This is a genomic window from Novosphingobium sp. MMS21-SN21R, assembly GCF_031846015.1.
In the GTDB taxonomy this organism is placed as follows: Bacteria; Pseudomonadota; Alphaproteobacteria; order Sphingomonadales; family Sphingomonadaceae; genus Novosphingobium.
Genome location: NZ_JAVRDU010000004.1, coordinates 49,845 through 76,607 on the forward strand (window position 1 = coordinate 49,845; position 26,763 = coordinate 76,607).

Sequence of the window (26,763 nt, forward strand, 5' to 3'; positions counted from 1 at the left end):
AGTCACTCAGCGGGCCACCCGGCGTATCTCCTCGACCAGAAGCGGGGACAGCTCATACATGTCGAGGTTGGCCTCCTTCAGCCAGATGCGTGCCTCCGCGATGGTCATGTTCTTGTTGACGGTGGCATCATTTAGAATGGCTGCGGCGACACGAGACAAACCGAGGCCCATGAAACTGATCATCGACCTGTCCGAAGCACCAACCTCGAGATAGAGGGAAATTGGCGGCACCGAGCCGGCCATCTCCGACAGGCCGATCTCATTCAAAACGTTAAGGAGCACGGCACAGTAGCATGACATCAGCCGGACCACCTCGAACCGGATCACCTTCTCGATAGTCTCGAGCGTGTTGCGGATCACGGCCCGGGAGCTCTTCTTCTTGTCGAAGTTGATGGCGTTGTCGATGATCTTAGGGAGAGGGTCGCCGCTCATCCAAAACACAGCCATCAAGGCATGGTACCGGTGCGATCCGTGGCTCTCTGGAAGACCCAGCAGGTGCGTATGGCAAAGCCTCAGGAGCGATGCGTAGGAGAAGTATGCTCCGCTCTCGCGCGGATGCGCGGGGATCAGCGCGCGCACGCTCTCCATGTCCGTACCCACTCTGGCGAGTAGTGCGGCGTGAAGCGACTGTTGCCGATGCGGTGACAGGTTCGGACTTTGGCGAACGACCTCAACGGGCAGTGTCAGCACTTTGACCACCTCGTCGAGCGCAGTCTGGACCCGTTCGGTCGACGTTGACGGCACGCCCGCCGCGGTCAGTCGCGACAGCGTTGTCGGCAGCTCACCGCGCGAATGGTCGTCTAGTAGCCGGATGAACAGGGTCTCGAGGTCACCGTCCGGCTTCCTGTCGTCACTATCGTCGTCGGCCATCGTCGCTACGAGATCCTCCAGCCGCTGCGCGACACCGTCTTGGAGGGCAGGCACGATCTCGCTGTCCCTCTCCTGATCGAGCGGCTTGGCCTTCCACTCGTCATAGTCGATCAAGAAGATGTTGCCCTGGAACTCGCGGCGCAGCCGGCCGGCGCGACCGGCGAGGTTCCAGAAGTCCGTACCCTCCAGAGGGCGCTGCCTCCCCTTCTCAGGCCTGCACATGAAGACGTTGCGGGCCGGCAGGTTCACGCCCTGAAGAAGCGTACTGGTACACACTAGGAAGTCGATCGCACCATCCGCGAAGGCATCCTCCACCGCCTGCCGAACTTGTGTTGGCATGTTGGAGTAGTGGAAGCCAACACCCCGACGGATCGCCGCTGCCAGGACGTAGGATGGGTGTACCGACTGGGCGACGAGCTCTGCCACCGCCTCGCGCCGCGGCGTAGTCTCCCGGTCCGCAAACAGGTCGGCCAGCTGGATGGCTAGGTCTTCCGCCTCGGCGGCGCCGTTCGCATAGACGATGGAGGGCGCGCCTTTGCCGAGAGCGGCCGATATGTGAACGAGGCGCTCCTTCTTCGATGCGATCGTTTGTCCGATCGCGAACTCGCCGACCAGCGCCTCTTCGCCGCCCGGCTCGATGTTTAAGACCGAGAATTCGCCCTGGCGCGACGAGGTTACGCGCACGATCAGGAAGTTCTGCGCAACCGTCGGCTCAGTCGATGGAAGCGTCTCCACGCTATCGAGGCCGAAGGTGCGACCGAACACATCTAGGTTGCGGATGCCCGGGCTGGCGAAAAGGAGCTGTGCATCCGCGCGGCGACGAAGCAGGTCGTCCACGACCCACTGCAGTAGAATGCCGCGGCCCTGGTCGGCGATGCTGTGCGCCTCGTCGACGATGACGATCCCGGCGCTCATGTCCGGATGCGCCGCCAGCATCAGCTGGGTCCGCTCCTGCGTCATCACGAATACCGCGCGATTTGGCAGCGGCTGATCTCCGTCGAGCGGCACGGTGACAATCTCCGGCGCCCCTTCCGTTCCGAAGAAAAGGTCTGCCAGATCGCGAGCGACCTGGGCAATTAATGCACGAGTCGGCACGAGGTAGACGACGATGCGCTCCCCAGCCTCGTTGAACACACGCGCGAGATGGCCCTGAAGGATGAAGGACTTTCCGGCGGACGTCGGTGCGGCGACGGCGACGCTGCGCCCTTCGCCAAGTTTGCACCACAGGTCGTGCTGGAAGCTCGTTAGCAGCGCGGGGCGATCCCGCAGTAAGACGCGGCGCCGGTCCGAAAGGGCCATCTCCTCAATCGCGAGATCTAGCGGCAGGTCCGCAGCTGCGCGGCCGACATCTTCGCGCGTTTCCAGCGCGGGAAAGTTGCCGAGCCGGGCAAGCACAACGCGGAGCGCCTGCTGCATGGGCAGCGTCTTTGCGCCAACCACCTCGTACGTCATGGTCGCCGAACGGTATGCCAGGCTCCGATGCACCGGATCCGTCGAACAAGCCAGGATCGCGGATGCCTGCATAAGCCGCACTGCCTCTTCGACGGTCACCTCCGGCTCAAGTGGCCTTCCTAGCTCGCGCGCCAGCCAAGTTCGATGGGTAAGAGCCGCTGCGTCGTGGAAGCGGCTGTTGCCCCAGATCTGATCAGCCAGTTCCTGCATCAGGCGTTGTCCCCTTCATCTTGCGCCTGCTTCTTGCCGCGGCCTTTCTTCGGTGCCTTCTCGGCGGCCGGATGCTTCCAGCCGATTTTGTCTTGAAACAGATCGCGCAACGTTGCCACGGACGGAACCGGCATGATGAACATCTCGACCTCCTGGTGCTCGATGCCCTTTGCCTTAAGAGCCTTGGCAATCTTCGGCGCGGCATCTTCAAGCTGAGCAAGAGCCAACTTGCGGAACTCGTGCTCGGCATCGGCCTCGCAGGCCAGCACAGAAGCAAAGGCGTCGAAATCGAAGGCAACGAGGCAGGAAATCACGTCGTGGCGGTTTGTGTATTCCGAACCATACGGATCGAGGAAGTCGAGCATTGCCTTCTTGGCGTGAGGCGTCAGGCTCGACAGATCCAGGTGCCGTTTCACTAGCGTAATCTCGTGCTTGATCTTCTTGTCGTCCAGGGATTCGGCGATCGACTTAGCCGCCTCCGTGATCGCCTGGTCCAAACTGCCGTAGAGCTTCGCCTCTCCCCAGTAGATGTAGAGCCGCCCCGTCGCCGCACAGTATCGGACGTGCACTCCGTCCGCACCATGTACAGGCATCTCGGTGTTCGTCTTCAGCGACATCTTCGCGACGATCTGGGGCGCCTCAAGGAGCCACTCCGTCAGCAGGTACAGTATCAGTTCGCCGGCTTCGCCGTTTCGGTTCGTCGCGACATGGGCGCGCTTGAAGAGATCGAAGGCTTCCTGGCGGAGAACCTCGAACATCTTAGTGAAGTCCTCCGGCGAAACCTTGCCATATTGTTCGTAGAGGTCAGTGACCTGCTGTCGGGGCAAGCAGAAATTGACAATGTAGGTCGAGACGGTGTCCACTAGTTCCGCAATCATCGGCTTGCGCTGCCTAAACGCAGGATAGTGGAGGCGGAGCTTCAACGCCTTGCAATCGGTCATCACGGCATGATCGACCGACTTGAACCGCATCGACAGCTTGGACAGATCGCGCTTGAGAGACGCAAGCGCATCTTCGAGGGCGCCGGTCGGCGGTTCGGACGGAACGGCGGTGGTATCGGTCAACGAAGCGCAGGTCCGTAGGGCTCGATCGTCATAATGTCGATTTTCTCACTTCTCGCCGTTGCTCAAATGTGTTGCACATGGGAAGCCGTTGTTATGCTTGGGGATGGCAAACCGTCAATCACACGAATTCTAGCAAGCAATTCCGTAACAAGGCACAGGGACGGCAATGCCGGACAAGGTATACAAATACAGACCCTTTAGTGTGAACACACTGCGCGCCCTAACCGAGGCAGAGGTCTTCTATGCGAAGCCATCTACCTTCAACGATCCGCTGGACTGCGATCCCACGATCGACGTGGATATCGACCGTAGACACCTCGAACGTTTGCTCTACCGCATGATTGTCAGACGGAAGAAAGAGGAAGAGGGACGCAATGAGATCGGCCGTCTCCGCTATAATTCCTCAGAGTACGGCGACTACCGCACTAATGCCGAGGTCGAAAGCTATTTGATGCGCACCCTCGCGAGCACCATCAAACACGAGCTCGACCTGGAACTTGGAGATGAGGGCGTGCTCTCGCTGTCCGCGACGTGGAAGAGCGGGCTAATGTGGTCGCACTATGCCGATGAGCATCGTGGCATTTGCATTGAGTACGACACCCGCGATCAGGGGCACCCACGTCTCAAGGCGGTCGATTACAAGGGCCCCCGCGCGATCAAGACAAGTGATCTTTATCGGTGGAAGGTCCGAGATGATTTGGTAGCACAGGAGCAGGTGTTTCAGACCTACTTCTATACAAAGTCGAATGAATGGAAGTACGAAAAGGAGTGGCGCGACGTTCGCGACAGGAACGGCGTCACTGACGCCCCGTTTCGCATAACCGCAATCCTCTTCGGACTCAGATGCAACGGGTCTGTCATCAAGAGCATAGTCAAGCTCCTGAACGATCATCCACAAATCAAAATTTGGCAGGTTCTCCCTAAGGACGACGGATTCGGACTGCGTCGGTATCTGGTCAATCGAGACGAGATCGATGCGATGGCGGTTCGGGAGCCCAGCTTCCTCATGTTTAAGGACATCGTCTGGGACGATCTCGACGATTTAGAGGATCTCGGTACAGTGGCTGAGCTCGCTGGACCGGAAGAGGATCCCGGAGCCTAAACGTGACCGAACCCGCACATGCCGCATTACTCGCGGGCGCAAAGAAGCACTTCTTGCTCATGGATCAAAACCAGATCGCCAGTCAAATCGTCTTCACAATCTGGGTTGCTCCTGACCTTCGTGTTTTGACTCAGTCGCCTGTAGTAGCTGCGAGCTCGCGTATCAGTTGACTCATCGGTTCACGAAGAGTCTCGTGTCGACGAACCCAAATCCGACGCAAAAGATCTTCTGGAACATAGGCGTCATATTTCTCGACAATGAGATTCTCCACGAACCGCCCGAGGTCCTCAATTGGAGGGCAACCATCAATTGATGCGATCACAGCGGAAGCTTCCTCGATTGGACAGCCAGTCAAAGTGATCCCGACATCGAATGTTTCGCAGGCGAAGCCCATGGACGTGAGCAAGACCGCGAGCAGTGAATTTGCTGATGTACCTTGCCAAGTTAGGACGTGCGTCGCGGAGCCCGCATCGATGTAGCGGGATTTTTGCAGGCCGAGTTCGGCAAAGGCCGAGCGGCCGGCAGCCAAGAGCTCCTTGGCGTTGTCGTCGAGATAGTCCGGCAGATCCTCACTCATCAAGACGGCCAGCATCTCAGCTGCAAGGCGGTCATGGATTGGCTCCTGACCAAGGCGATCAAACTTTGGCACACGCCCTGTGTTATGGGCGACAACTTCAACGACCTTCGCCTTGTCGTCGATACCGGTCGCACGCCAACGACGTCCCGCAAATCCGATTATCGATCCGACGACTAGCGCATTTACGATCGGCAGTGTTCCGAGTGTCCGTCCGGAATGGACCAGGCGCCATTCCTCATCGGTCGAGAAGTTGGCATAGAAATCTCGCGATGCAGTCAGCTTTTCCCCTTCTGGGCCGAGCATGAGCGAACCGTCGGGTGCTTGCTCGATCAGACCTGCCTCATCACTGCCCATTCCTCGGAGCAGGTCGGCGAAATCGGCTTTCTTGAGAGCTGTAAACGGTCCCTGATGACACAAGGATGCGTATAGGGCCCCGGCGCTTATGGCACCCCGTTGGACTATGAGCGACAGAATCTGGTGAACACTGACCGATAGCAAAGCTGGGTCGGCTTGAGGGGGTTCGACGAACTTCAAGCGTAGCAAATTCAGCGCTGCCACGGCCTGGACCACGGGCAAGTGCAATTTGTCTAGCGGATCAGCGTCGGCAACAGGATATGGTTCGCGCAAATAATTCCGGAAGATCGCGCTGGATCCCTCCCGCCGACCAGACCGGCCTAGGCGTTGCCGCAACGATGCGAGCGAGCGTGGCGCGCCAAGCTGCGACACTGCAACGACGGAACCGATATCGATCCCAAGCTCCAGCGTCGTGGTCGCAACTGCTGTTGTTGGCAGGCGGCCATCCTTCAGTCGCAACTCGAGTTCTTCTCGCAGGCCTTTGCTCAGGCTGCCGTGATGAGGAAAGAACTCGTTGGGTACCTGGCCTTCCTCGCTGATTGTGCGTAGCCGATCGGCCAGAGTTTCAACGTTGGCCCGAGAACCGGCAAAAAAGAGGTTGTTGCTTCCACGTAGAGCTTCAAAAGCGTGCCGAGCGATCTGAGCCAAAGCTGATCCAGATTGCGGTTCATTGAGCATCGCATCGCCGTCCGCACCGCCTTCGGGTGGTTCGACATAGGCCCGGACTTGGACTTTCAGCGGTGGGGCACCGCCCGCAACCGCAATGATCTTCGCTGGTTTGGGTGCGGTGGCGCTTAACCATCGCGCCGCGAATTCGAGGTCGCCTATTGTCGCTGACAATCCTACTCGTCGCGGCCGCCGATCGTTCAGCACCTCAATCCGATATAACAAGCTCGAGAGGTGAAGACCTCTCGGTCCTTGGAGGAATGCATGAAGCTCGTCGATTATGATTGCATCAAGCGCACCGAAAAGGGCTTCGGCAGTTGCCGGTCGCCGCAACAGCATTGCCTCGATTGATTCCGGGGTGATCAGCACCACACCGGAGGGTGCCTTGATGATCTTGTTCTTGGGACCTTGGGGGGCATCACCATGCCAACGAACCAGAGGTAATTCGAGTTTGTCGCACAGCTCTTCAAGCCGCCGGTACTGATCGTTGATCAGCGCCTTAAGCGGAGCGACGTATAGAATCGAGATACCAGGCTCCGCCCGCGCTGCAGAGGAGCCCAGGAGCGGCAAGAAAGCTGCTTCGGTCTTGCCGGCTGCGGTCGCGGCTGAAACAAGGACGTCCTCGTCACTGCCACAGATCGCTGCGATCGCCTGCTCTTGCACATCTCGCAAACGAGACCAGCCCTGCTGCCTGACCCAGCGTTGGACCTGCGGATGGAGCAGATCGAACCCGGAACCGCTTTCAGAGCTCGAACGTGGCAAGCTCATCATCGCCGTCCACTGCAGTGGCGACGTCTTCGCCAGGATCGTCATCCACCGAAACACTCCCGATCAAGGTTCGCCAATCGAGAGCGGGGTTCTGCTCCAAGATTGCAAGGAGCTGGACGAAGGCCTTGATGGTGTTACGCGGCGTCCGAAAGTATGCTTCGCCAATGCGCTGGCTGCAATGCGCCATGAATACGTCGAGCGCTTCATCGGGCACGAGATGCTTCGTCGGGTCACCTAACGCGAAGATCGCGCGGATGTTGCCCAACAGGATCAAGAATTCCTCAGGCGAAAGGTTCTGGAGGCGAACGACCGGGCCGCTAAGATCGACCAAGCCGGGGGCGGCAAACTGGTTTTCTGCAAGCCGGGACTGCAAGGCCTCATAGCTGTAGAGCCCGCGGCGGCTGTCCATGAGGAATTCAGGCGTGCCACCGAAAATGAAACCAAGTCCTTCGGAATTGCCCTGGAGCATGTCGTTGACCATGCGCAGGATCTGCTCGAAATTTTGGTTTCGTGCCTGGGAGCTCTGCAATTTGTAGATGTTGACCATCTCGTCGAACACAACCAGCAAACCAGTGTAGCCGGCGAGCCGAGTGAAGCGAGCAAGGAGCTTCAAGCTGTCAAAGACATCGGCGTCGTCGATTATCGAACGGACTCCTAGAGCTTGGCGCGCCTCGGTTTTCGTCGGAAACTCGGCGCGTAGCCAACGCAGGGCCGAAGCCTTCAGAGCCTCGTTACCAGCCTCACTGCCTTGCCAGTAGCACTTGAGCACGTGCGAAAAATCATGGCCGCCCACCAGCTCTTGGATCGAAGCCAGACGGTCATCGATGACCTGTTCTACGGGCCGGTTATCAGCGTGCGCGACCTTCACGCATTCGCTGATGAAGCGTTCAACAACGCTAGGCAGTGCGCCGCCATCCGGTTTGGTCCGTGTGGCCATGTTGCGGATCGCTTCTGCATAAAGCCCGCGCGCCTGACCGCCGGTCGCATGAATGCGACGATCGGGAGCCAGGTCTGCGTGAATGGTAACGCACCGACGCTCCAACGCGATTAGCCGCACAAGACTCAGGAAGAATGTCTTACCTGCGCCGTATTCCCCGATAACGAACCGACAAGATGACCCGCCGTCGGCGATCCGGTCGATGTCCTTTATTAGGGCGCTGACCTCGAGCATCCGACCGACCTGAATGTGCTGCAAGCCGACCCGCGGGACGACGCCAGCAGCGAGGGCTTGGACTATCGTGTCGCGGTCGCGAAGCCGGATTGGTGTTCGCTCGGTCATGCGGCGGCCATGCTCCTGATTTTGTCGATGAGGTGCGGTTGAATCGAAACGATGTCTTCGCATTCGATCGCGATGTCGTCGAGGGCGTCGAAAGCCCAATCGTTTATGGTTTCAATGGCTCCATCGGGGAGCAGCCGCTGCACACGACAGAGGGTCTCAAAAACGTCGGCTTCGACCGGCTGCTCCGAGAGCGTCAGAAGTACGTGCGAGTGCGCGGCATCAAGACCAGGCAGGCTCCTTTCTTCTGGCTGTGGTTGGGCCGTAGTTTCTGGCGAGGCCAATTCCTCTTCCTGGAAAATGCTGGAGAGCATGGTCGAGACTGCGGTTGTCTCCCGTCGAAGCTGGGCCAGCCTCTCGCTATCGACGATGTGGGCCGGTTGCTTCGTACCGGTGCGTTGCGATCGTGGGCTGTTCTCGCCCGCGTGCAGTCGCGCATAAACCTCGTCCTGCGGCTTCCCAAGTGACTTGTAGAGACCCTCCAGAAAACGCACTTCGGACGGCAATACGCGTTGATCGGCAAGGATCGCGCGAACGGCAGCATTCAACACTCGATCCTTCTCAGCGTCGGGTAACGCCAGCAGCCGATTGGTCGCCGCGCGCAATTTTGAAGGGTTTGATGCCAAAGCCTGTGCGTGAGCGCGCAATCTATGCTGGTCGTTCGAATCCAGCCCTTCAATTTGTTCGACATCGTCGAGGATCACGCTCATTTCCGCCTCGACGACCTGGTCGTCTGCCTTGGCGGCCAGAACGGCAATCTCGATCATCGTGCGGGCCGAACGATACTCGTCACGTTCTTGATGCGCCTTGATAGACTTACCCATCTCGAACAGGCACAACACGGTGTCGTCACTTAGAGTGGGGGCAGGGCCGAACCGCTTATCTGGTTCGAAACCGATCTGCATCGCATCGAGGATTTCGGGCAAGCGCTTAGATAAGAACGCCCTTCGGTCTGCAGCCAGTCCCCCCGGATTTCCTGCCAGCACTTCCAACACTTTGCCGACAGGCTTCTGCGCAAAACCGTCTTGGCTCTTTCCGTCAAATAGAAGAGTCCGTGCTGCGCTGAGGAGGGCTTCGGCGCGATCATTCAAGGCCTCTGCGGGACAAAGTGCGGCAGCGAGCAAGGTCGCGCGCTCTTTGGGATTGCGGCCAAGGAACCTGCTGAGCGGATCGAGTTCCTCAGTACATGCCGTCAGCAAGGCTTCAAGCTTGGTCACAGGCCCTGCGATTGCTCCAATATCGGGCAGGTCCTCTAGTTCGGCATGAGCATTGAATTCGCCGCTCGCCGCTCGATAATTGAATTGCAGACGCGTTTTGCCGCCACGCACCTTGATGCCATCGGGGAAGCGTTCAGCGAAGCGATACCTCCACAGCGCGCAGAACTGATCAAAGCAGCGACTAACGGCGGTTCGTGGATAGAGCTGGGGATGGGTCAAGGCCCAGCACAAGGCGTCATCGGAATCTATTGCTATACCGTCACGGACTTTGCGGCCGAGCCGCACCCGGATGCCAATGGGGATTTCCCAACCTCGCCGCATGTCGAGCGAAATTACATTTCCAGGGGGTGCGATGTCGAAGATCAGCTCGCCAGCCTCGATCAGCGCCCCACAATAATTACGGAATGAGTGGTTGTCGCCGTAGATGTCCAGCAGGCGACGCGCTTCCGCTAGGATTGCGCCTGCATCCTGCTCGCTCTTCTCCGCGATCAAGCGACGCTCGAGGCCATAGAAATAGACGAAAACATACCCAATGGGAGCGTTCGGTGTACTACGCCCGGAAGCAAGCCATTCCAGATACGCTCGACGTGCTGAGGGCGTTAGCTCGCTATAGTTCGGCCAGTAACCCAGAGATGTCCCGAGCGAGTCTGAATCGGATGCCACCGACAACGTCGGGTCAACCAGAGCTCGATGGTTCGACCGTCGATCGCTTTTCCCGTAGTAAAGAAGCTCCCCTTGAAATTCGATTCCGGCCACCTCCACCGTGGTTGGCTCGGCGATCCAATGTGCAGCTGGTGCAGGAGCAAAAGGCTTGGCGAGTTTGGCGATGAAGCTTTGAGACGGCTCCCTTCTCGGGGCGGAAACTGGCTGGGGTTGCGCCGTCGGAACTGGCCTATGGCCGTAACCAGTGGCTGCCCTTCGCGCATCGTCAAGCTTGGGATGGGCGTACCCACGAACGTAAAACTGACCATCCCTGCCCAGCTTGATGCCAGGTTCGATTTCCGCCCACCTCTCCTTTGGGCCGCTGTACGTCGCAGGCTTGTTAGGATTGTCAGGGAAGCCGGCGGTTGCACCGTTCGTCCCTACGGCCGCCGAAGGTGCGGCTGTTCCTCGGCGGCGCTGCGCATAATTCTCAGCCTGTGCCCTCGTGGTGAATGTATAACCGCCGGACATGAAACGGCCATCCGAGGTCGGCGTGACATCGTACCTGTCAACGCCGACTCTCATTGACGAGGCGCGATTTTCTGGAGCCTGCTCCTTTGAGGCTGAATCGAGCACCCCTTCGATTGCAGCGTTCCGCCGCGCACCGCCGTCAGCTTCACCTGGTCGCCGCGTCGAACGCCTCTCCTCGGTGAGACCGAACTGATAAGCCTCCTTATAACTGGCAAAGACCACTCCGGCACACTCGAAGGTCCCATCTGACAAGCGCAATACACCATGCTGGTCGCGGGTTGGTTGCTCGTCGGAAGCCTCAATGTTACCTCCGGACGATATACTGACCGTGTCGAACCTTGCATCGGCCACCACGGACGCTGCGCCATATTGGTTTCTCCCCCGTTCGCCCCGCAGTGCCATAAGACCAAGAGAAATAGCCAGTAACGCCATGCCTGCCAGCGGTTGGATGAAAAGCGCGACATAGCCAGCGATGTTGATCGAAACGAGCCAGCCACTCCTGCCCTGATCATGCAGGCGGCGCACCTGGAGCGCAAACCATGGCACTGCTGTGACCGCCCACCAGAAAACGTATGCCAGCGCCCAAGTCGGAGTAGCCTTGGCAGAGGTCTGCGCGCTGAGACCGGTAAGCAAAACCGTGGTGACGAATACAGCAGCCGAAAGTGCGAAGAACGACCAAAACTCACGCGTGCTCGCACGTCCGGAAAAATCCGAGTACTTCCGAAAAGGTATTAAGGCGTTGTGCATGCGGCTGAAATTCACTCATGTGGCGGATAAGTCAAACGTCACTGCATTCGTGACTCAATGATACTTCCATTCACCCCTTTCCGAACGCTGAAGCCATTGGGGACAGCCTGTTGAACCAGCGGCACGTGTGAAATCAGTCCAACAGATCGGCGCTCGCCAACGATGTCCTGCAGAACCTGCAGAACTTGATCCAGCGTGCCAGCGTCGTTCTCGGTATCCAAGCTGCCGAAGCCTTCATCGATGAAGATCGTGTCGAGCCTAATGGCCCCGTGGGTCATCTCAACCACATCAGAAAGGCCAAGCGCCAGGGATAGGGCCGCGATAAAGGTTTCGCCCCCAGACAAGGTTATGATCTCACGCGCCCGGCCTGTTTGGATATCGTGAACGCGCACATCGAGGCCGCGTTTCGATCTCCCGCCAACACTCACCGTGTCCCTCTCGAACCGATATCTACCACCGGTCATCGGGTCGAGTCTCAGATTTGCGGCTTCCAGGACCTGATCGAACATGGCGCCGATGGCAAACGTCTCAAGGGTAGTCCGCAACTCGTTTTGCCCATCGAAGGCTTCGGCGAGACCGCGCAATGAGCCGGAAGCTTGCTCGAGGCTCTGCAGGTTCTCCAATTCGTCGGCCAAACTTGTCTTCAGATCGATCAGCGAGCGATGCTTCTGCTGTGCTTCGGCGCTATTATTTGAGGCTTCGTCGGCCGCTGTCTGCGCCTGATTGCAGCTGAGCCGGAACGGTTCCAGGTCGGGACGCTGAGCACTTCCGACATTATTCCTAGCAGCCGTTTGCCGCCCACGCGCTGCTGCCAAATCTCTGTCGAATTCGACGATCGACCCTTCCAGCTCCCCGATCAGATCTACGTCGGGAATGGCTAACCGATATGCTGTTTCGGAAATCCCGAGCTCAATCAGTCGGCTGTCAACGGCAGTCTGCTTCTTTTCGACTTCATCCGCACAATCTTTGAGCGAATTCGACGCGTTCTGTAGGGCCGCCTCAGCCTTGATCAGAGCGGCCTGGGAACTCTGCTGTTGCTCCAGGGCTTCGGAAATCGCCTTTTTGCGCCGATCAAGATGGGCCCTTGCATCATTAATAGCAGCCTGCAGCACGGTAGCGTCGCGCAGCGTCTCCGGAACGGAGGCGATGTGATCAGCATAGCTTTGGCGGGACACGGCCTCGGCAGTGGTTGCGTCGCCCAGAGTGGAATTGGCTTGCTGGAGCTTGGTTGCAGTCGCCAACTTGCGAGCGCGTAAGTCGTCGACCTCCTTTGCGAGGAGGGTCAAATCGACGATGCTTCCGAGCTCGTTGATCGCGGCGAGGAAATGCCGATACTCAGTATCGATCTCGCTGACGCCGCGCTGCGGCACATCAAACCCCGACAATGTCGCTTGGCGCTCCTTCAGCGTTGCGTTCGCTGCGCTGGCCCGCGATTGCGCCTCGCGATCTTTCTTCGCTGCAGAGACGGAAGCGGACTGCGCCGCTCGCCAGGCTTTCTCCAGTAGACCCGCATCACCGGTCCCGTGCGCTGGTCGAGGATGATCGCTGCCGCCGCACACCGGGCAGGGCACACCATCTTCCAGTCGCTCGGCAAGGACACTCGCCTGGGCGGAGATATAATCACTTTCGCGCGCGGCTACTTCTTCAACGGCATGATGATGGCGATTTTGGGCTTCCAACGCTTTAGCAGCCGCTTCGTCGAACTCAGCCTGTGCATGTCCCACTGCCTGGGTGGCGCTAAGATGTGCATTCGCGCCATCTAATTCGATTTTCAGCGTATCGCGGCGACCGATCAAATTCTGCCGCTTGAGAGTATTGCGTTGCGCATCAGCGAAGGCAGCGGACTTTTCCTCAAAGGTTCGATCGGCCTGCTGTTGTTGCGCAACGGCCTGGTCATGCCCCTGCTTCGCGCTTTCCAAAGCGACCAGAGCCTTTTCATGCTCCAAAAGGCGCTCGGCCGAATCGACGAGCACTTGCTGGTGGCGGTCCATTTCGTCGACTTTGCGACCCAAGGTCTCAATTTCATGTTCCAGGGCTCGCAGGTCGGCCAGCAACGCACTTGCCGCTGCCGCCGCGTCACGGGCACGAACTTCTGCTTCGCTGGCGCTGGCCTGTGCCGCTACGGCCGAACCATGGCGCGTACGAGCGTCGGTGAGACTGCTGTCGAGGTCCGCCATGCGCCGTGCCAACTCTGCACGGGACTTACGGGCACGAACGGCATCGAATTCAGGAACCTTTCCTTCCAGCTGTTCCAGCGCAGCGTCGGCAGCCTCCACTTCGACAAACAGTTTTTCTCGGGAAACAGCCTCGGCAAACACATTATTCGCCAACGTGAGTACCGCGGATGCTTCGGCGACGGCCAATCGGCTAAGCTCATATCGCTCCAACGCGGACGCAATGCCGACGCTGAGTTCATCCGAGCTGGCAAATCCCTCTGCCGCAAGACGCTGCCCGTTCAATCGATATCCGTCTTCGATCTCGCGCCGGACCTCCGCAGCTTCCAATTTGAGCTTTTCCGTGAGCTTCCGGTATAGCGACACGTCGAAAAGTTCGCGCAGGATCTCGAGCCGATCCTTGCTGTTCGACACCAGAAACCGTTCGAACCGACCTTGTGGTAGCAGCACGATCTGACGAAACTGCTGGGCGCCGTAGCCGAGCAGCTCCTCGACAAGCCTCGCGACATCTCCAACCTTACGCTCGGCTAGTGGAACGCCGCAGCAGTCCGGGCCGACATCGTCAATCGCGACCGATGACACGTCGAAGAGCCAAGCCGCATGCGGCTGCATGGTTTGCCCTTCTCCCCTGGCCTTCGGACGGGGTTGGTCGGGAATCCGCCGGACGTAATAGCGCTTGGCCCCAAGCTCGAATTGCAGGCTAACCTCGGTCAACAGCGCATCGGTTGCAAAATCCGAACGCATTGTCCCAATGCCCTGCTCCTCCTTCGCACCTTCCCCAAACAGTGCAAAGGCGATCGCGCTGAAGATCGACGACTTGCCCGAACCGGTCGGTCCGTAGATTCCGAAAAGACCGGCATCTGTGGCGTCGCGGAAGTCGATGCTCTCGACGCCGCCATAGGGGCCAAATGCGCTCAACGTGAGCTTGATTGGCCTCATTGAACCACCTCCGTCGTCGCCAACGCATTGAGCGCGGAGGCTACAATCCCCGCCTCAGCTTCGGACATCGGGTCGCCCCTCACGATCTCAAGAAACGTCGAGGAGAGCGCATGGGGATCGTCAATCGCCGCTCGTTGTTCCTCCAGGCGCTGCGCGAGCGGGCGGCCATTCCGTTCATAGGCAAGCTGGACTGCATTGGGGTAGAGCGCCCTGATCCTTTTCATCGGGTCGATCTGCGGTGCTTCATCAGTCAGAATTACGCGCACAAGGTCGTTCGACACCTCGGTAGCAGCCAGCAACTCCAAGAGCTTTCCGCGGATGGTTCGCACCTGACGCAGCGGCTTGATGGGAAATTCGGTTACACCGACGGTTCCGTCGTGCGCGAGTTCGATCAGGCTGACGGACTTCTCTTGGCCTTCTTCGTCGAAGCCAAAGGCCAGCGGCGCTCCCGAATAGCGAACATGCTTTAAACCCACCGATTGGGGGCGGTGCAGGTGCCCCAGCGCAACATAGTGCGCCCCGTCGAACGCCGACGCCGATACCGTTTCGATCCCGCCAACCATTCGCATGAGCGGCCGCTCGCTTTCACTCGTGGCAGCACCATCTACGAAAGCATGGGCGACGACGATCCAGCGCATTCCGTCGGCAAGGTGCTTGCGCGCACTGGCGATCTGAGCGCGAATGACATCTGCGGGACAAACAATTTCCTCGTCATCGAAGCACAATCGCGCCGCATATTCGAAGGCAAACGGCAAAGCGGAAATCGCTACCGGTCCGTCTGCATCAGAAATGACCAGCGGCCTTTCATTCTCGTCCAAGGGACCGCGCACGATGGCTTCACCATCTTTCGCAAGAACGCCCAATGCCCCTATCTGTGCGGCTGAATCATGATTGCCAGCGATCAACACGATGGCTGCGGATGATGTCGCCCTTACCGTCGTCAGGAATTCTGAAAGCCGCTTAAGAGCGCTTTGGGGCGGATTAGCTCTGTCGAAGATGTCGCCCGCGACAATGAGGACGTCTGGCTGCTGATCATCGATTACCGAAAGGATCTGGACGAGAGCGTGATCATGGTCTTCATCCAGCGCCACGCCGTGGAATTGGCGACCTAGATGCCAGTCACTTGTGTGCAGAATGCGCATTCGCCGAACCCCGAATCTCAATACGTATAAAATTTATATAGACAGCCCAAACTGAGTCAAGTAGCGTTTGCCTCAATGAGCGATCCCACCCTCAAGCCTGCCATGTTCGCCCGCCTGGTCTATCTAGATCAATGCCTGACTTGGCGCGGGCAAGTGAATCGTAAAGACCTGATCGAACGATTTGGAATATCGTCGCCGCAGGCGGCCATAGACTTCAGAGAGTATTTGGAGCGGGTGTCAGAGCCAAAGCCTAGGTATGACACGGTCCGCAAATGCTACCTTGCCGACAGAAATCATAACGGGTTGCCCTTCACGTATGAAGCCGGCTCGCCTGATGAGCTTGTCAGAAGCCCAGGATCCGACGACTTCTCAATGCTACCCACGCCCGTTCGGCAGTCTCCGCCATTTGTGATGCGCCAACTCTATCAGGCGATCGAGCAGCAGATGAAGATCGAGATCGACTATGTCTCGATGTCGACTGGCCTTCGCCAAAATCAGTGGATTGCGCCTGCAAATTTCGCGTCTGATGGCGAGCGTCTACATGTCAGAGCGTGGAGTTTTCACCATCAGGAATGGCGCGACTACCTGCCGGTACGAGTGTCGCCCGAAAGCAGCTTTTCAATCGCGGTGATCGACCAGGAGCTTCCGCGGGATGCCGATTGGGAGGAGATCGTGGAGGTACGGCTTAGGCCTCTGGATGGGCTTTCGGACGAGCAGAAGGCTGCTGTCCGGCTTGAATACGGCTTCACCGACGATCTTCTGAAGTTTCAAATTCGCAGATCACTGGAGTTCTACATCGATCGGCGTTGGGGGCTCAATCGACCCGGGACACGGTTGGAGCGTTGCTAGGTTTTTGGCGAACGCGACGATCGCTCGTCGCGCGATTGGAGGTGACGATGGCGGCAAACGTAACCACTCATTTGCTGGTATGGGCCGGAGCGGTCACAAATCCCGAGACCGACGTCGTGCGTAGCGTCGGATCGACCGCTATGTGTATTGAATATTGACTGACGCAAGGCGACCTTGTGCCACAACATGGCAAAGGTCCGGCGACCTGAGGGTGCCATTTGCGCGATGCAATGATGGCATCGCACGTCACGTCGATCGGATTTCCGGTAGGTCAATGGGGCCGTTCCGCTGCCTAGATTGCGGCGAACTCTTGCAGCTGAGAATCTCGACCAGGGCGCGGCCACATTTTGCACATTTGCCGGATTCCCGCTGTGCTGGCGAAACGGCTCTGCATGTTTATGCCAAGGAGTTGCTGGAACGCGAACGACAACTAACCTTTGCGCCGCTCGTCTTGCGACAAGAAGGCGTCGAGGAAATCGTGTTCGAAGGAGGCAGGTTTAAGCTTGATCGTGTCGTCATCGAGGTCGACCGACCAGGATTTCGACCTGACGCCATCGTCGTGTTGTCGAGCAACGAATTTGCGGTCGAGTTCAAAGTTGCACACGCTGTTGACGATGCAAAACAGGAGAAGGTTGCCGCCGTCGATATTCCGATGATCGAAATTGACCTCAATTCCCTGAGGTTTCAGCAGATCAGCATGCAGGAACTGGACGAGGCCATCCTTCATAACTGTGATCGCAAATGGATCCATCATCCCGAACGCAGTCTTGGACAAGCCCGCCTTGAGAGCCGCGTCGCAGCCAAGAAGGAGGAGCGCGGTCGACGCCTCAAGTTTCATATCGAGCGCAAGCCGCGCGGCAAAGTCGACTACGACTACCATCGGGAGTCTCTGGCGTCGCTCGAAGAGGTGGGTTTGCTCGACGAGATAGGCGTGCCTGTGGATTGCCAACATTGGTTCTGCGTTGGCCTGCCGGTGTGGCAAGCAGCTCTGCTTGCCACGGGTATTGTCGCACCTTCGCGTAGCAGCACTCCCGGATCTAGGATCAAAGTCCGTGGCGATTGGCCGGACTACCAAGGGTATGCCAATCGCCTGCCCACCTGGATGATCCGGTCAGATCTGAGTGCCTATAATTGGAAGAGGTTGGAGGAAGCAGGATACACCACATCCAGCTTCGGCAGCGCGGATAATGCGATATTTCACTACTTGGCTCATCTTGCCGTCAACCAAGACGTTGTTGTGTGGGACCGGGACGAAGAGGCCTTCTTCGTTGCGTCGGAATTGCACGGACGCATCTACAGACTTCATGAATTGGGCTGGAAAATTCGACGGGTGCTCGAAGCCGCTGGAGCCCCTGATCCTGACGAGGTAAAAGCGAGGTGGTTGGGTAAGTACAATGTCGATGGCGTATCGCCCACCGAAGTTGCTCGAAGCGGAGGGGCCGCATACGATTCGCTTTTGTCCAGGGTCGAAGCACTCGTGCGAATGGCTGACTCATATCTCAAGCCGGTCGTCGTTGACGACCTATGCGGGCTCCCACTTGAGCCGATGCGGCAAGCACGCTTGTCAGCAATCGAAGAGCAAGCCGCAAAGCTAGCGAAGGAAAAGGCGGCGGCAGCTTTGGACCGCAGAAATAATCTTGAGACCTCGGCGCGTGAAGACCTTGGGCCAGATGCCAACACTTGGCTCAACCAAAACGTGCCGAACGCGTCGGTATCGTTCTTAGAATGGGCGAGCGAGACTGACGGCAATCTAACTCAGGCATTTTCCTTCCTGCGCGTGGCGACCCGGGAGAGGAATGCTCGGTTAGCAGCAGCTGCCGCTGTCCAGGGGTATCAACGGCAAATTGTCGACGCAGCCAAGAAGGCCTTTCCTGACGAGACACGAGCACGCCTCTTTGTCAGCTCATGGCACGCAAAATGCGATAGCCCTTCTGCATTGCGCTCAATTCTAGATAAGCTGCCGAAGGCTCGGAGGTGACAAGACGAGAGCTCCGCTGAGTGGCCGGTTGCGTTTTTCTCGAGTGTCTTCGACCAGACCAGCCTACGAAAGTTGCGCTCGAAATGATGCCCGAGGAAATCCAAGAAAAGATCAGAATACGCCCGGGTGTGTCGGTGAGTCCTGCTCAATTCCCATCGACCTTTACGCCAGATTGCTCGAGCCAGAACAAGGTCTCCGCCCGCCGCGTAATGTCGGAAAGTGTGTGGAGGGCACAATCCTGAAAGAGTGTTTCAGCCAGCGCCATGCGTTTGTCGAACGAGACACGTCCATGATTGAAGGACGGGTGTTTTAGCAGAACCAGCGCGTTGCGGTCGATCGCCTTGGCTTCTTCCGAATTTTTCGAGGCTTGGCCGGCACTGGCGTTTTCGCGGGCAACTTCTAGAATCGCCTCGACGGCGCCTCCGAATTCGTCGTGCCAAGTTGCGGTGGCGACCGCAGTATGAAGCACCCCGTCAATCATGAAACTCGCGATTGTCGCACCAATCTGCCCGTCATAGGCGGCAAACCTGCGCTGGGTTGCCTTCAAATGACTAGGCGAGTGTTCGACGCCAAGGTCATCCAGCTCATCCTGCGCAGCTTCGATCTCATCAGCAAGGTCGAAAACTTGCTCAACAAGATATATTATCCGCGGTGCATGGGCGTTGATCACTCTGACCGCTTCGTCGGCGCTCAATATTGCAATTGGCACGGATCCGTCGTCACGTGTCTGAACTGTTGCTTCAACGAGAACTGATTCTGACGACGAAGCCGCATCTTTGATCGAAGACCCCAGCTTCGCTGCCTCATTTACTGACATATTCATTCCCAATCTGCGTGCTTGGCCGCTCAGCTGCGGGGCTATCCTGCGAAGCCCCGTTGCCGTCGTCAATCGCATCATCCCCAAAGAGCATAGCGGAAGTACAATCCGCATGCAGGGTCATCCAGGTACCGTCTCACCTCCTGAAAGCATAGTACATCACCGGACGGGTCTCCCCCTGCGGGCAGTGCCCGCAGCTTCGGCCTGACGGCCGGGAGGGAAGGGGGGTGGGAAGAGAGTGACCGGACAAGGGGTTCGGTCGCAATCGATCCTACCAGGAGACAGTCCATGAACATCGGTGAAATCCGCAAGAACGCCAACGGCCAGCTGATCGGCTCCGTCGAAACGCTCACCATCACCCGCACCATCGGCCTCCGTCCGGTGACCTCCAGCAACCCGCGCGCGCCCAAGTACGAAATCGTCGCGCTCAACGATCAGCGCCGCTGGGTGATCGTCGGCGCGCTGTTCGAACTCTCCTCGAACTCGACCGGCGAGAGCTTCTACCAGGGCAAGATCGACGATCCGTCGATGGCGCAGCCGCTCTACATCGCCGCTTTCCCGCGTGAGGACGGCACGATGGCGGTGGCCTGGCAGCGTCCGCGCCGTCGCAGCAGCCAGCTCGGCTCGGCCGAATACGGCGAGAGCGACATGTTCGGTGCCGACGACGTCGCCGGTGACCGTGCAGGCGGCGAGCAGGCCGGCGAAGCCCGCCACGAAGACGGCCTTGGCGACAGCACCGCGACGCCTCCGGGCAAGCGCGGCCGCGCGCAGGCCAAGGACGGCGCCGAACACGATGGCGCGCTGCCGCCGCTCGTCGACGCCTGATCGTCCGACCACTCCACTGACGGGGACCCACTCGCGGGTCCCCGTCCCCGTGAAAGGCCGCGGATGAGCCCCCCGCGCGGCCTGAGGCGGAACGCCGGCTACCCCCCGCCCGGCGTTCCGCCTCTTCATTTGCCTGGGGCAATCTGGAGATCCCGACATGCTGACCGACAGCGAACGTTTCGCCTTCGAGACCCGGCGCCATCACGCCTTCGCGAGCAGTGCCAATGCCTACGACGCCTCGCAGTGTGACGAGGCGATAAAGACTGGCGATACCCTGATCGTGCTGACCGAGCAGGTTGTGGCGATCGCCATGACCTGGCCGTTCGCGGTGACTGCAACCTGCGGCAAACTCCACGCCCTGTCAGCGCCGCGCCCTGGCGAAGACCTCGCCGCGCTCGCGCGATCGCTTCACGTGCGCGCCGCCGATTTCCGACACGCCACTGCCCTTGCCCGCCGTCTGGGATTTCCGATCGATCCGCAGCTCATCCCGCTGCTGGACTTGCCTGCAGAGTGACGCTTTTCCGCCGGCCTCAAAGCGGCAGCGACGACTGCGCTTCGGCCATTTCGCTGGCAGGCGAGGTTACGGCATCGGCGATGACCCGGGCGAGTTCCAGCGCGGCGTCCTCGCGCAGGCAGGAGCTTGGGGCGGTAATGCCAACGCGCGCCCAGCCCGGGGCGCCCAAGATCGCATGCGCGACCGCAGACGTATCGATTCGTTCCATGGTAACAACAGAACATAGAGGGAACATATTTGCAAGGGCGCGCCTGTTCGATTGACACGGAGAGCCGTCCAACCGAGCATCGGGCCATGTGTAATCTGTACCGCATGACCAAGGCGCCCGCCGAGATCGCCCGACTGTTCGGCGCGCGGGCAGGGGAGGGCGCCAACTTCGCGGCCGAGGTCTATCCCGGCTATCCGGGGCTGGTGGTCGCCGAAGGCGAGGCCCGGGTGATGACCTGGGGGTTCCCGCTCGTGCTCAAGGGCAAGAGCGGTCAGCCATTGAAGCCCAAGCCGGTCAACAACGCGCGCGAGGACAAGCTCGGCACCGCGTTCTGGCGGGCCAGCTTCGAGCGCCGCCGCTGCCTGATTCCGGTCAGTGCCTGGGCGGAGGCCGAAGGCGCCAAGGGCGCGATGACCCGCACCTGGTACTCGCTGGCGGGCGAAGAGGTCTTCGCCGTCGCCGGGCTCTGGCGTCCGACCGAAGAATGGGGCCAAGCCTATTCGATGGTCATGGTGGATGGCTGCGCGCAGATGGCCGACGTCCATGACCGCATGCCGGTCGTGCTAGCACAGACCAACTGGGAGCAATGGCTGTCGGGCACCCCCGCCGAGGCCTTTGCGCTGTGCCAGACATGCTCAAGCGAGCTTGAGGTCGACCGCACCCTCGAGCGTTGGGCCGCTCGCCGCGGCTGACATCGAGGGGAGGGGGACTTGAGCGGGGTCGGATCAACGACACCCGCGAAAGGACCTGGCCCATGGGCGACCGCGCTCCCGTTCACATCACCATCGGCGGCACGTTGCCGCGCGAACACCTTGAGGTCTTCGCCGCCCACGCGGCCGACTATGACTTGCGCACCGAATGGGACGGCGAGCCGTTCGACGCCGCCGCGCTGGTCGCGGGCGAGCCGCTCGAACTCTACGGCACCGAGCTCAACGGCGGGCAGATCCCCGCAGTCGACGCCTTTTGCTGCGAGCACGGCCTGCCGTTCCGCCGCTGGTCGGGCGGTTGCCTCGGAGCGTTCATGCCCGAGATCGTGCTGTACGACGGCACCGGTCCCTTGCGCGACTACACGGCGAGCGAGGACGAATGGGTCCTGTTCCCGCCGTCATGGATCAAAGGCTTCACCCGTCTGCGCGAGCTCAAACGCGAGATGGCCCGCGCCGAGCTGACCATCCCGCCATTCGTTCTCCTGCGAGGAGCACGGGCATGACCGACAACAACGATGCGGCAATTGCCGAACTTCTCGCCCGCTTCCCGCTGTCGCGGGTGAGCGAGGCGTTCCACGACGACATGCTCGGCGTCCTGCCGCCGGTCCATATCTGGGGCATGCCGGGGTTCCTCGTCAGCGAGGCGGTAGCCGAGGATGTCCATGCCCAGTTCGTCGAACGCGGCGGGCGGTTTTACGGCGCCTATGTCGCGCTGCGCAGCCCTGCGACCTGGATCACCCACGCGGCCATTGCCGCCTACGATGCGAGCCATTCCGACCCACCGGTGCTGGACTGGTATCCGGACGCCGCCGACGACCAGTGAGGGGAGGGGGCTTGGAGCTGGTGTTCCTTTGGGGAGACCGGCCATGCTTCGCTTCTATTCCGGGATTGGCGCGCGCGCGACGCCACCCGAAATGCTCAGCCTGATGACCCGCGCCGCCTTTGCCCTGCTCAAGCGCGGCTATGTCCTGCGCTCGGGTCACGCGATCGGCGCCGACAGCGCCTTCGAACGCGGCGCGGGCGACGCGGCGCAGATCTTCCTGCCAGCGGCAGGCTGGCGCGGCTCGGGAAGCGCGTTTCATGCGGGCGTGTTGGGCGAGGAGATCTGGGGCAGGGCGCGCGAAATCGCCGCTGCGCACCATCCCGCTTTCGCCGGGCTGTCGCGCTTCGTCCAGGACCTTCACACCCGCAACGTCTTCCAGATTCTGGGCCCCGCGCTCGATAGCCCTTCGGAATTCGTGCTGTGCTGGACCGCTGATGGCGAGGCTTCGGGAGGCACCGGCCAGGCGCTGCGTATTGCCGCGACCTACGCCATCCCCGTCTACAACCTCCAGCGAGTCCGCGAGCGCGCGCACGTCGAGCGCCACCTCGTCCTCTGAACCTTCAATCCCGTGCATTTCCGCCGTTCTTGACGGTGTCCCGCCGTCATGACGCGGGGCAGCGGCGCTGCGCGATGCCAAGCGAAAGCCTCAGACCATGTCGTCACGCACGCTCACTCTCGAAATCGCCTGCACCCGCGAGGAGGCCGCGCGCTTCGCCGCGGTCGAACTGTTCCTTGCCGACCTCGCGAGCGATGCATCCGCGCAGCCGCCGGGCGAACTCGATGCAGTGTTCGGCGCGAAAGCGAAGGAGACCATCCTCGGCCTCGTCGGCCATCCCGAGCCGCTCGGGATCAGCTGCCGCTACGACCGTGACACTGGTGTGCTGACGCTGCTGGCGATCGACGGCCGCCCCAATCTCGCGGCGCTGCCGGTGCTGCTGCTCTGGCTTTACCCCGACAAGCTGCCGCTCGCCTACTCGGTCCACGTGACCGACAACCCAGACCTGGCGGTTTGGACGATCGTGTCGCTGCAGCGGATCGAGATCACCCAGCACGCCGATGAAGTCCCTGCGCGCCTCGAAGCGCTGCGCGCCGCCGCGCCCGCGCCCCACCGGGTCGATCTCCTGCCGACCCGGCCGTTGCCCCGTCCGGAAGACTAAGCTGAAGAATCAGGCTGCAGCCTGAGCTTCCCAGCTTCGCCGGGGCCGCGTGACGCGCGCCGGGAGCGGCTCGCCTTCCTTCCAGAACCGGTGTGCGACGCCTTGCCCGGCAAGCAGCGCTTCGAGCGGTTCGGCCACCTCGTTGTCGCGGTCATGGATATGGACCGCGCAGGCTTCCTCGCCAGTGTCCTTGAGCACCAGGCTCGCGATCGGCGTGTCGACGTCGAGATTGACGCGCAGACCCTTCACGAACCGGCGCTTCTCGGCGACCGCCTTGGCGATCAGGTAGCGCTCGTCGCTGGTCTCGTATGGCAACCACTCAGCGCTCACCGGCATTAGGGCGACCTCTATCAGGTCGAACGTGCCTTCGCGCCGCCGCGCGAACGAGCCCGCGATCACCAGGTGATCCTGCTCGGCCTTGGCGCCGTGCTGCGCCTGCCACAGCGCGAGCTCGCCCGCGAAGCGCTTGTGGAACCGGCGCGCCATGTCCGGGTCCATCACGAAGGGCATGTCGCCGACGTGGCGCAGAACGATCCGCTCCGCGCCGTGCGCCGAGACGATCTCCTTGATCTCACCGACCACCACCATCAGCTCGTCACGTGAGCGATAGACCCGCTCGAGCGCGGCGCGGCGGCGGGCGCGGATGTCCTCTTTCTCCTCCAGCTTGAAGCTCTCGGGCACGAACAGCACGTGGGGCAGGGCCTCCTGCTTCGCCCGGCACGACGCGGCCGCTTCGAGCAGCGCGCGGCGGACCACGAACCAATTGCGCTTGCTCGCCATCTTCGGATGCCAGTGCGTGAGCTCGGCCCGGTCCCACAGGACGTGGAGCAGCCCGCGCATCGAAAGCTTCTGGCCCGACGACTTCACCGTCGGCTTGTCGTTGGTCAGCGCCGCCGGCGCGAGCCGGGCACTCCCGCGCGAGAGTGGGAAGCCGAGCTTGAGGCTGGTCTCGCCGCTTGCCTCGTCGTCGATGATTGCCGCGCCGCGGACCTGGCCCATGCCGGTCAGGTAATCGGGCGCCTCGTAGTGATCGCAGGCGGTCGCATGGCGCGCGCCCGAGCCCGGCCAGCGCGCCAGCACGTAGCGGTCATTACGGTGCGAAATGTAGAGCGGCAGGTCGGTCCCCTTGCGGCATTCGCACAGGACCTGGGCCTTTTGCGCGTAGGCTTTGGCAAGCATCGGCTGAAGTTCATCGCCTTCGGCCACGCTGCGGCCGAGCACACGGTATCGCTGGATCATTGGTCTTTGCTCCAATTTCTCGCGATCGACGCTGCCCGTTCGACCTCTCGCGCATCTCCTTCAGGTTTTCGCGGGCCCCGCATGGGCTCGCTGGGGTCAGTCTATGATCGTCTGGCTGGCGCGGCAAGGCCGCGATGGGAGCCGCTTAGGACGTGTGTAAATCCGGCCAGGCAGCTTGGCTTGCGCCGGGCTGGCTGGCATCACCGTTCGATGACATCTCAGGACCCACAATTTTCCCTATTCGATCTCGACCTCGACCCGGTTGTCGAAGACCGCAAGAGCGCAACCACGCCGACGGGCCGCTTCAGCAACTTCATCGTCTACGTCGACGAAAGCGGGGATCATGGCATGCAGACCGTCGATCCCAACTACCCCTTGTTCGTCCTCGCCTTCTGCGTTTTCTACAAGAAGCACTACAGCGAGAAGGTCGTTCCCGCGCTCGAGAAGTTCAAATTTAACAACTTTGGTCACGACATCGTGATCCTGCACGAGCGCGAGATCCGCAAAGAAACCGGACCCTTCAAGTTCGCCAACCAGGCCGAGAAACTGGGGTTTATCGATGGTCTCAGTGGCATCATCGACAAGTCCAATTTCATTCTGATCAGCTGCGTGATCGATAAGCACCGCCTCGGTGGGCGGGTGGCCGAGCGGGACAATCCCTACCACCTGGCTTTAGGGTTCTGCCTCGAGACACTCTACGAGTTCCTGATCGAGAAGAACCAGGATGCGAAGAAGACCCATGTCGTCTTCGAATGCCGCGGGAAGAAGGAGGACAAGGACCTCGAGCTCGAATTCCGCCGGATCTGCGACGGCGAGAACAAGCTTGGCGCGCCGCTGCCCTTCGAAATCGTGTTCGCCGACAAGAAGGCCAATTCCTCGGGCTTGCAGCTTGCGGACCTCGTCGCTCGGCCGATCGGCATGAGTGTGCTGCGGCCCGACCAGGAGAACCGCGCATTCGAGATGCTCACCCGCAAGTTCTATTGCGACGGCGGGCGCGAGAATGTCGGGACGGGCTATGAAAACTGGGGGCTGAAGATTTTCCCGCCCCAAATAAGCGAAAAGCCCCGATGAAACTCACCGAGGCTATGACGCCGACCGGGAACCCCCAGTCCACTTGCGTCCCCTATATGCGCATTGCCGGCCGATTGACAACGGGAACATTTTGCCAACTGGCGGGTCGCGGGTTGTCGCCGGTCACCATCGGTCATCCGGAATGACCGACGACCTATTTTCTCCGCGCGGCCTTTCGGGGCGAACGCTGACGCGCACCGACCTTGCCCCGCTTGCCGGCGGCACCCCGCAGACCGTGACCGATTGCGATCTCGAGGAGGCCGACCTCTCAGGACTCGATCTCACGGGCTGGCGCTTCGAACGCTGCAATCTGCGCAAGGCCGATTGCAGCGGGACCAAGCTCGAAGGCTCGGTCTGGCAGGGTTGTCGCGCACCTTTCGTGAGCTTTGTCGGTGCCAATCTCAGCGAGGCCGTGTTCTCGGGCGGCGACTTCAACAATTCCGTCTGGCGGCGTGCGATACTGACCTCGGCGAAGTTCGTTGGCATCAAACTCACCGGGGCGGACTTCAGCGAAGCCCGCGCGATGCATGTCCAGTTCGAGGAAGTTCTGCTGGTCAGCGCCAAGCTGCCCGGGTTCTCGTTCCGCAAGGAGGCGCTGCGGCGGGTGGACTTTTCCGGCGCCGACCTGCGCAAGGGTGACTTCCGGATGACGGTATTCGAGGACTGCAGCCTGCGCGAGGCGATGGTCTCGGGCTCGCGTTTCGAAGGCTCGGACCTGCGCGGTGCGGATCTTGGCGGGCTGCGCCTGGTCGATGCAGGGTTGTTCCGCGGGGCGACGATCTCGCGCGAGCAGGCTGGGCAATTGCTTGGGGAGCTTGGGCTCAACGTGCGCTAGGTTTGGGGC

22 protein-coding genes are annotated in these 26,763 nt (G+C 60.3%); 12 read left to right on the top strand and 10 right to left on the bottom strand.

What is annotated here, in order from left to right; translation table 11 throughout:
* Positions 1 to 6: 6 nt before the first annotated feature.
* Together RM192_RS19260 and RM192_RS19265 are read right to left on the bottom strand one after the other, a co-directional pair.
* Complete coding sequence (locus RM192_RS19260; protein WP_311509300.1) at positions 7 to 2,532, bottom strand: DEAD/DEAH box helicase; 2,526 nt, start codon at positions 2,530 to 2,532, stop codon at positions 7 to 9.
* Positions 2,532 to 3,596 carry a DUF1837 domain-containing protein gene (locus RM192_RS19265; RefSeq protein ID WP_311509301.1) on the bottom strand — a complete coding sequence of 355 codons (1,065 nt, stop codon included), beginning with the start codon at positions 3,594 to 3,596 and terminating at the stop codon, positions 2,532 to 2,534. Before RM192_RS19265 ends, RM192_RS19260 begins: the two co-directional genes overlap by 1 nt.
* Positions 3,597 to 3,762: 166 nt before the next feature.
* Between RM192_RS19265 and RM192_RS19270 the strand changes: the two genes are divergently transcribed.
* Positions 3,763 to 4,698 carry a DUF2971 domain-containing protein gene (locus tag RM192_RS19270; protein WP_311509302.1) on the top strand — a complete coding sequence of 312 codons (936 nt, stop codon included), beginning with the start codon at positions 3,763 to 3,765 and terminating at the stop codon, positions 4,696 to 4,698.
* A 130-nt stretch (positions 4,699 to 4,828) separates the two neighbouring features.
* Here RM192_RS19270 and RM192_RS19275 read toward each other — a convergent pair whose 3' ends face one another.
* The 5 genes from RM192_RS19275 to RM192_RS19295 are packed head-to-tail and all read right to left on the bottom strand — an operon-like array spanning position 4,829 to position 15,731.
* The gene (locus RM192_RS19275) at positions 4,829 to 7,108 is read right to left on the bottom strand and encodes a DEAD/DEAH box helicase (protein ID WP_311509304.1); all 2,280 of its coding nucleotides are present in this window, start codon (positions 7,106 to 7,108) and stop codon (positions 4,829 to 4,831) included.
* A complete protein-coding gene (locus RM192_RS19280) occupies positions 7,038 to 8,342 on the bottom strand; it encodes an ATP-binding protein (protein ID WP_311509306.1) in 1,305 nt (434 codons plus the stop codon). Before RM192_RS19280 ends, RM192_RS19275 begins: the two co-directional genes overlap by 71 nt.
* Positions 8,339 to 11,491: a TerB N-terminal domain-containing protein gene (locus RM192_RS19285; RefSeq protein WP_311509308.1), complete on the bottom strand. Its 3,153-nt coding sequence runs from the start codon at positions 11,489 to 11,491 to the stop codon at positions 8,339 to 8,341. The genes RM192_RS19280 and RM192_RS19285 overlap by 4 nt, the downstream gene beginning before the upstream one ends.
* 23 nt (positions 11,492 to 11,514) lie before the next feature.
* Positions 11,515 to 14,589, bottom strand: a complete 3,075-nt coding sequence (locus tag RM192_RS19290; protein ID WP_311509310.1) for an SMC family ATPase — start codon at positions 14,587 to 14,589, stop codon at positions 11,515 to 11,517.
* Positions 14,586 to 15,731, bottom strand: coding sequence for an exonuclease SbcCD subunit D (locus tag RM192_RS19295; RefSeq protein ID WP_311509312.1), 1,146 nt, complete (start codon positions 15,729 to 15,731; stop codon positions 14,586 to 14,588). The genes RM192_RS19290 and RM192_RS19295 overlap by 4 nt, the downstream gene beginning before the upstream one ends.
* Before the next feature lie 75 nt (positions 15,732 to 15,806).
* On the opposite strand from RM192_RS19295, the gene RM192_RS19300 reads away from it, so the two are divergent.
* Both RM192_RS19300 and RM192_RS19305 read left to right on the top strand, forming a co-directional pair.
* On the top strand, positions 15,807 to 16,580 hold the full coding sequence (locus tag RM192_RS19300) for a hypothetical protein (RefSeq protein ID WP_311509314.1): 774 nt from the start codon (positions 15,807 to 15,809) through the stop codon (positions 16,578 to 16,580).
* Positions 16,581 to 16,854: 274 nt separating this feature from the next.
* Entirely contained in the window at positions 16,855 to 18,558 is a 1,704-nt protein-coding gene (locus RM192_RS19305) for a competence protein CoiA family protein (RefSeq protein WP_311509315.1), read from the top strand.
* Positions 18,559 to 18,703: 145 nt separating this feature from the next.
* Here the strand turns inward: RM192_RS19305 and RM192_RS19310 are convergent, their stop codons facing one another.
* Complete coding sequence (locus RM192_RS19310) at positions 18,704 to 19,489, bottom strand: hypothetical protein (RefSeq protein WP_311509316.1); 786 nt, start codon at positions 19,487 to 19,489, stop codon at positions 18,704 to 18,706.
* Positions 19,490 to 19,663: 174 nt separating this feature from the next.
* Here RM192_RS19310 and RM192_RS19315 point away from each other — a divergent pair, with 174 nt between their 5' ends.
* The gene (locus RM192_RS19315; RefSeq protein WP_311509317.1) at positions 19,664 to 20,200 is read left to right on the top strand and encodes a DUF736 domain-containing protein; all 537 of its coding nucleotides are present in this window, start codon (positions 19,664 to 19,666) and stop codon (positions 20,198 to 20,200) included.
* 157 nt (positions 20,201 to 20,357) lie between these two features.
* Complete coding sequence (locus RM192_RS19320; protein WP_311509320.1) at positions 20,358 to 20,714, top strand: hypothetical protein; 357 nt, start codon at positions 20,358 to 20,360, stop codon at positions 20,712 to 20,714.
* Positions 20,715 to 20,730: 16 nt separating this feature from the next.
* Here the strand turns inward: RM192_RS19320 and RM192_RS19325 are convergent, their stop codons facing one another.
* Positions 20,731 to 20,922, bottom strand: a complete 192-nt coding sequence (locus RM192_RS19325) for a DUF6771 family protein (protein ID WP_311509321.1) — start codon at positions 20,920 to 20,922, stop codon at positions 20,731 to 20,733.
* Positions 20,923 to 21,008: 86 nt separating this feature from the next.
* On the opposite strand from RM192_RS19325, the gene RM192_RS19330 reads away from it, so the two are divergent.
* From RM192_RS19330 to RM192_RS19350, 5 genes are all read left to right on the top strand, one after another.
* Positions 21,009 to 21,614 carry an SOS response-associated peptidase family protein gene (locus RM192_RS19330; RefSeq protein WP_311509323.1) on the top strand — a complete coding sequence of 202 codons (606 nt, stop codon included), beginning with the start codon at positions 21,009 to 21,011 and terminating at the stop codon, positions 21,612 to 21,614.
* Positions 21,615 to 21,676: 62 nt separating this feature from the next.
* Positions 21,677 to 22,132, top strand: a complete 456-nt coding sequence (locus RM192_RS19335) for a hypothetical protein (protein ID WP_311509325.1) — start codon at positions 21,677 to 21,679, stop codon at positions 22,130 to 22,132.
* Positions 22,129 to 22,452 (top strand): hypothetical protein, encoded by a 324-nt coding sequence (locus RM192_RS19340; RefSeq protein WP_311509326.1) that lies wholly within the window; start codon positions 22,129 to 22,131, stop codon positions 22,450 to 22,452. The genes RM192_RS19335 and RM192_RS19340 overlap by 4 nt, the downstream gene beginning before the upstream one ends.
* Before the next feature lie 43 nt (positions 22,453 to 22,495).
* The gene (locus RM192_RS19345) at positions 22,496 to 23,008 is read left to right on the top strand and encodes a hypothetical protein (protein WP_311509327.1); all 513 of its coding nucleotides are present in this window, start codon (positions 22,496 to 22,498) and stop codon (positions 23,006 to 23,008) included.
* Positions 23,009 to 23,105: 97 nt separating this feature from the next.
* Complete coding sequence (locus RM192_RS19350) at positions 23,106 to 23,609, top strand: hypothetical protein (RefSeq protein ID WP_311509328.1); 504 nt, start codon at positions 23,106 to 23,108, stop codon at positions 23,607 to 23,609.
* Positions 23,610 to 23,618: 9 nt separating this feature from the next.
* Here RM192_RS19350 and RM192_RS19355 read toward each other — a convergent pair whose 3' ends face one another.
* Entirely contained in the window at positions 23,619 to 24,848 is a 1,230-nt protein-coding gene (locus RM192_RS19355; RefSeq protein WP_311509329.1) for a DUF1173 domain-containing protein, read from the bottom strand.
* Between the two features lie 180 nt (positions 24,849 to 25,028).
* On the opposite strand from RM192_RS19355, the gene RM192_RS19360 reads away from it, so the two are divergent.
* Together RM192_RS19360 and RM192_RS19365 are read left to right on the top strand one after the other, a co-directional pair.
* Positions 25,029 to 25,919 carry a DUF3800 domain-containing protein gene (locus tag RM192_RS19360; RefSeq protein ID WP_311509330.1) on the top strand — a complete coding sequence of 297 codons (891 nt, stop codon included), beginning with the start codon at positions 25,029 to 25,031 and terminating at the stop codon, positions 25,917 to 25,919.
* A gap of 142 nt (positions 25,920 to 26,061) precedes the next feature.
* A complete protein-coding gene (locus RM192_RS19365) occupies positions 26,062 to 26,754 on the top strand; it encodes a pentapeptide repeat-containing protein (protein ID WP_311509331.1) in 693 nt (230 codons plus the stop codon).
* Positions 26,755 to 26,763: the final 9 nt, after the last annotated feature.

What these genes read in the sequence shown, in the direction of transcription:
- RM192_RS19260 (WP_311509300.1), bottom strand. Translation starts at nt 2,532, where the DNA reads ATGCAGGAACTGGCTGATCAGATCTGGGGCAACAGCCGCTTCCACGAC.
- RM192_RS19270 (WP_311509302.1), top strand. Translation starts at nt 3,763, where the DNA reads ATGCCGGACAAGGTATACAAATACAGACCCTTTAGTGTGAACACACTG.
- RM192_RS19275 (WP_311509304.1), bottom strand. Translation starts at nt 7,108, where the DNA reads ATGACGATCCTGGCGAAGACGTCGCCACTGCAGTGGACGGCGATGATG.
- RM192_RS19280 (WP_311509306.1), bottom strand. Translation starts at nt 8,342, where the DNA reads ATGACCGAGCGAACACCAATCCGGCTTCGCGACCGCGACACGATAGTC.
- RM192_RS19290 (WP_311509310.1), bottom strand. Translation starts at nt 14,589, where the DNA reads ATGAGGCCAATCAAGCTCACGTTGAGCGCATTTGGCCCCTATGGCGGC.
- RM192_RS19295 (WP_311509312.1), bottom strand. Translation starts at nt 15,731, where the DNA reads ATGCGCATTCTGCACACAAGTGACTGGCATCTAGGTCGCCAATTCCAC.
- RM192_RS19300 (WP_311509314.1), top strand. Translation starts at nt 15,807, where the DNA reads ATGAGCGATCCCACCCTCAAGCCTGCCATGTTCGCCCGCCTGGTCTAT.
- RM192_RS19305 (WP_311509315.1), top strand. Translation starts at nt 16,855, where the DNA reads ATGGGGCCGTTCCGCTGCCTAGATTGCGGCGAACTCTTGCAGCTGAGA.
- RM192_RS19310 (WP_311509316.1), bottom strand. Translation starts at nt 19,489, where the DNA reads ATGCGGATTGTACTTCCGCTATGCTCTTTGGGGATGATGCGATTGACG.
- RM192_RS19315 (WP_311509317.1), top strand. Translation starts at nt 19,664, where the DNA reads ATGAACATCGGTGAAATCCGCAAGAACGCCAACGGCCAGCTGATCGGC.
- RM192_RS19320 (WP_311509320.1), top strand. Translation starts at nt 20,358, where the DNA reads ATGCTGACCGACAGCGAACGTTTCGCCTTCGAGACCCGGCGCCATCAC.
- RM192_RS19325 (WP_311509321.1), bottom strand. Translation starts at nt 20,922, where the DNA reads ATGGAACGAATCGATACGTCTGCGGTCGCGCATGCGATCTTGGGCGCC.
- RM192_RS19330 (WP_311509323.1), top strand. Translation starts at nt 21,009, where the DNA reads ATGTGTAATCTGTACCGCATGACCAAGGCGCCCGCCGAGATCGCCCGA.
- RM192_RS19335 (WP_311509325.1), top strand. Translation starts at nt 21,677, where the DNA reads ATGGGCGACCGCGCTCCCGTTCACATCACCATCGGCGGCACGTTGCCG.
- RM192_RS19340 (WP_311509326.1), top strand. Translation starts at nt 22,129, where the DNA reads ATGACCGACAACAACGATGCGGCAATTGCCGAACTTCTCGCCCGCTTC.
- RM192_RS19345 (WP_311509327.1), top strand. Translation starts at nt 22,496, where the DNA reads ATGCTTCGCTTCTATTCCGGGATTGGCGCGCGCGCGACGCCACCCGAA.
- RM192_RS19350 (WP_311509328.1), top strand. Translation starts at nt 23,106, where the DNA reads ATGTCGTCACGCACGCTCACTCTCGAAATCGCCTGCACCCGCGAGGAG.
- RM192_RS19355 (WP_311509329.1), bottom strand. Translation starts at nt 24,848, where the DNA reads ATGATCCAGCGATACCGTGTGCTCGGCCGCAGCGTGGCCGAAGGCGAT.
- RM192_RS19365 (WP_311509331.1), top strand. Translation starts at nt 26,062, where the DNA reads ATGACCGACGACCTATTTTCTCCGCGCGGCCTTTCGGGGCGAACGCTG.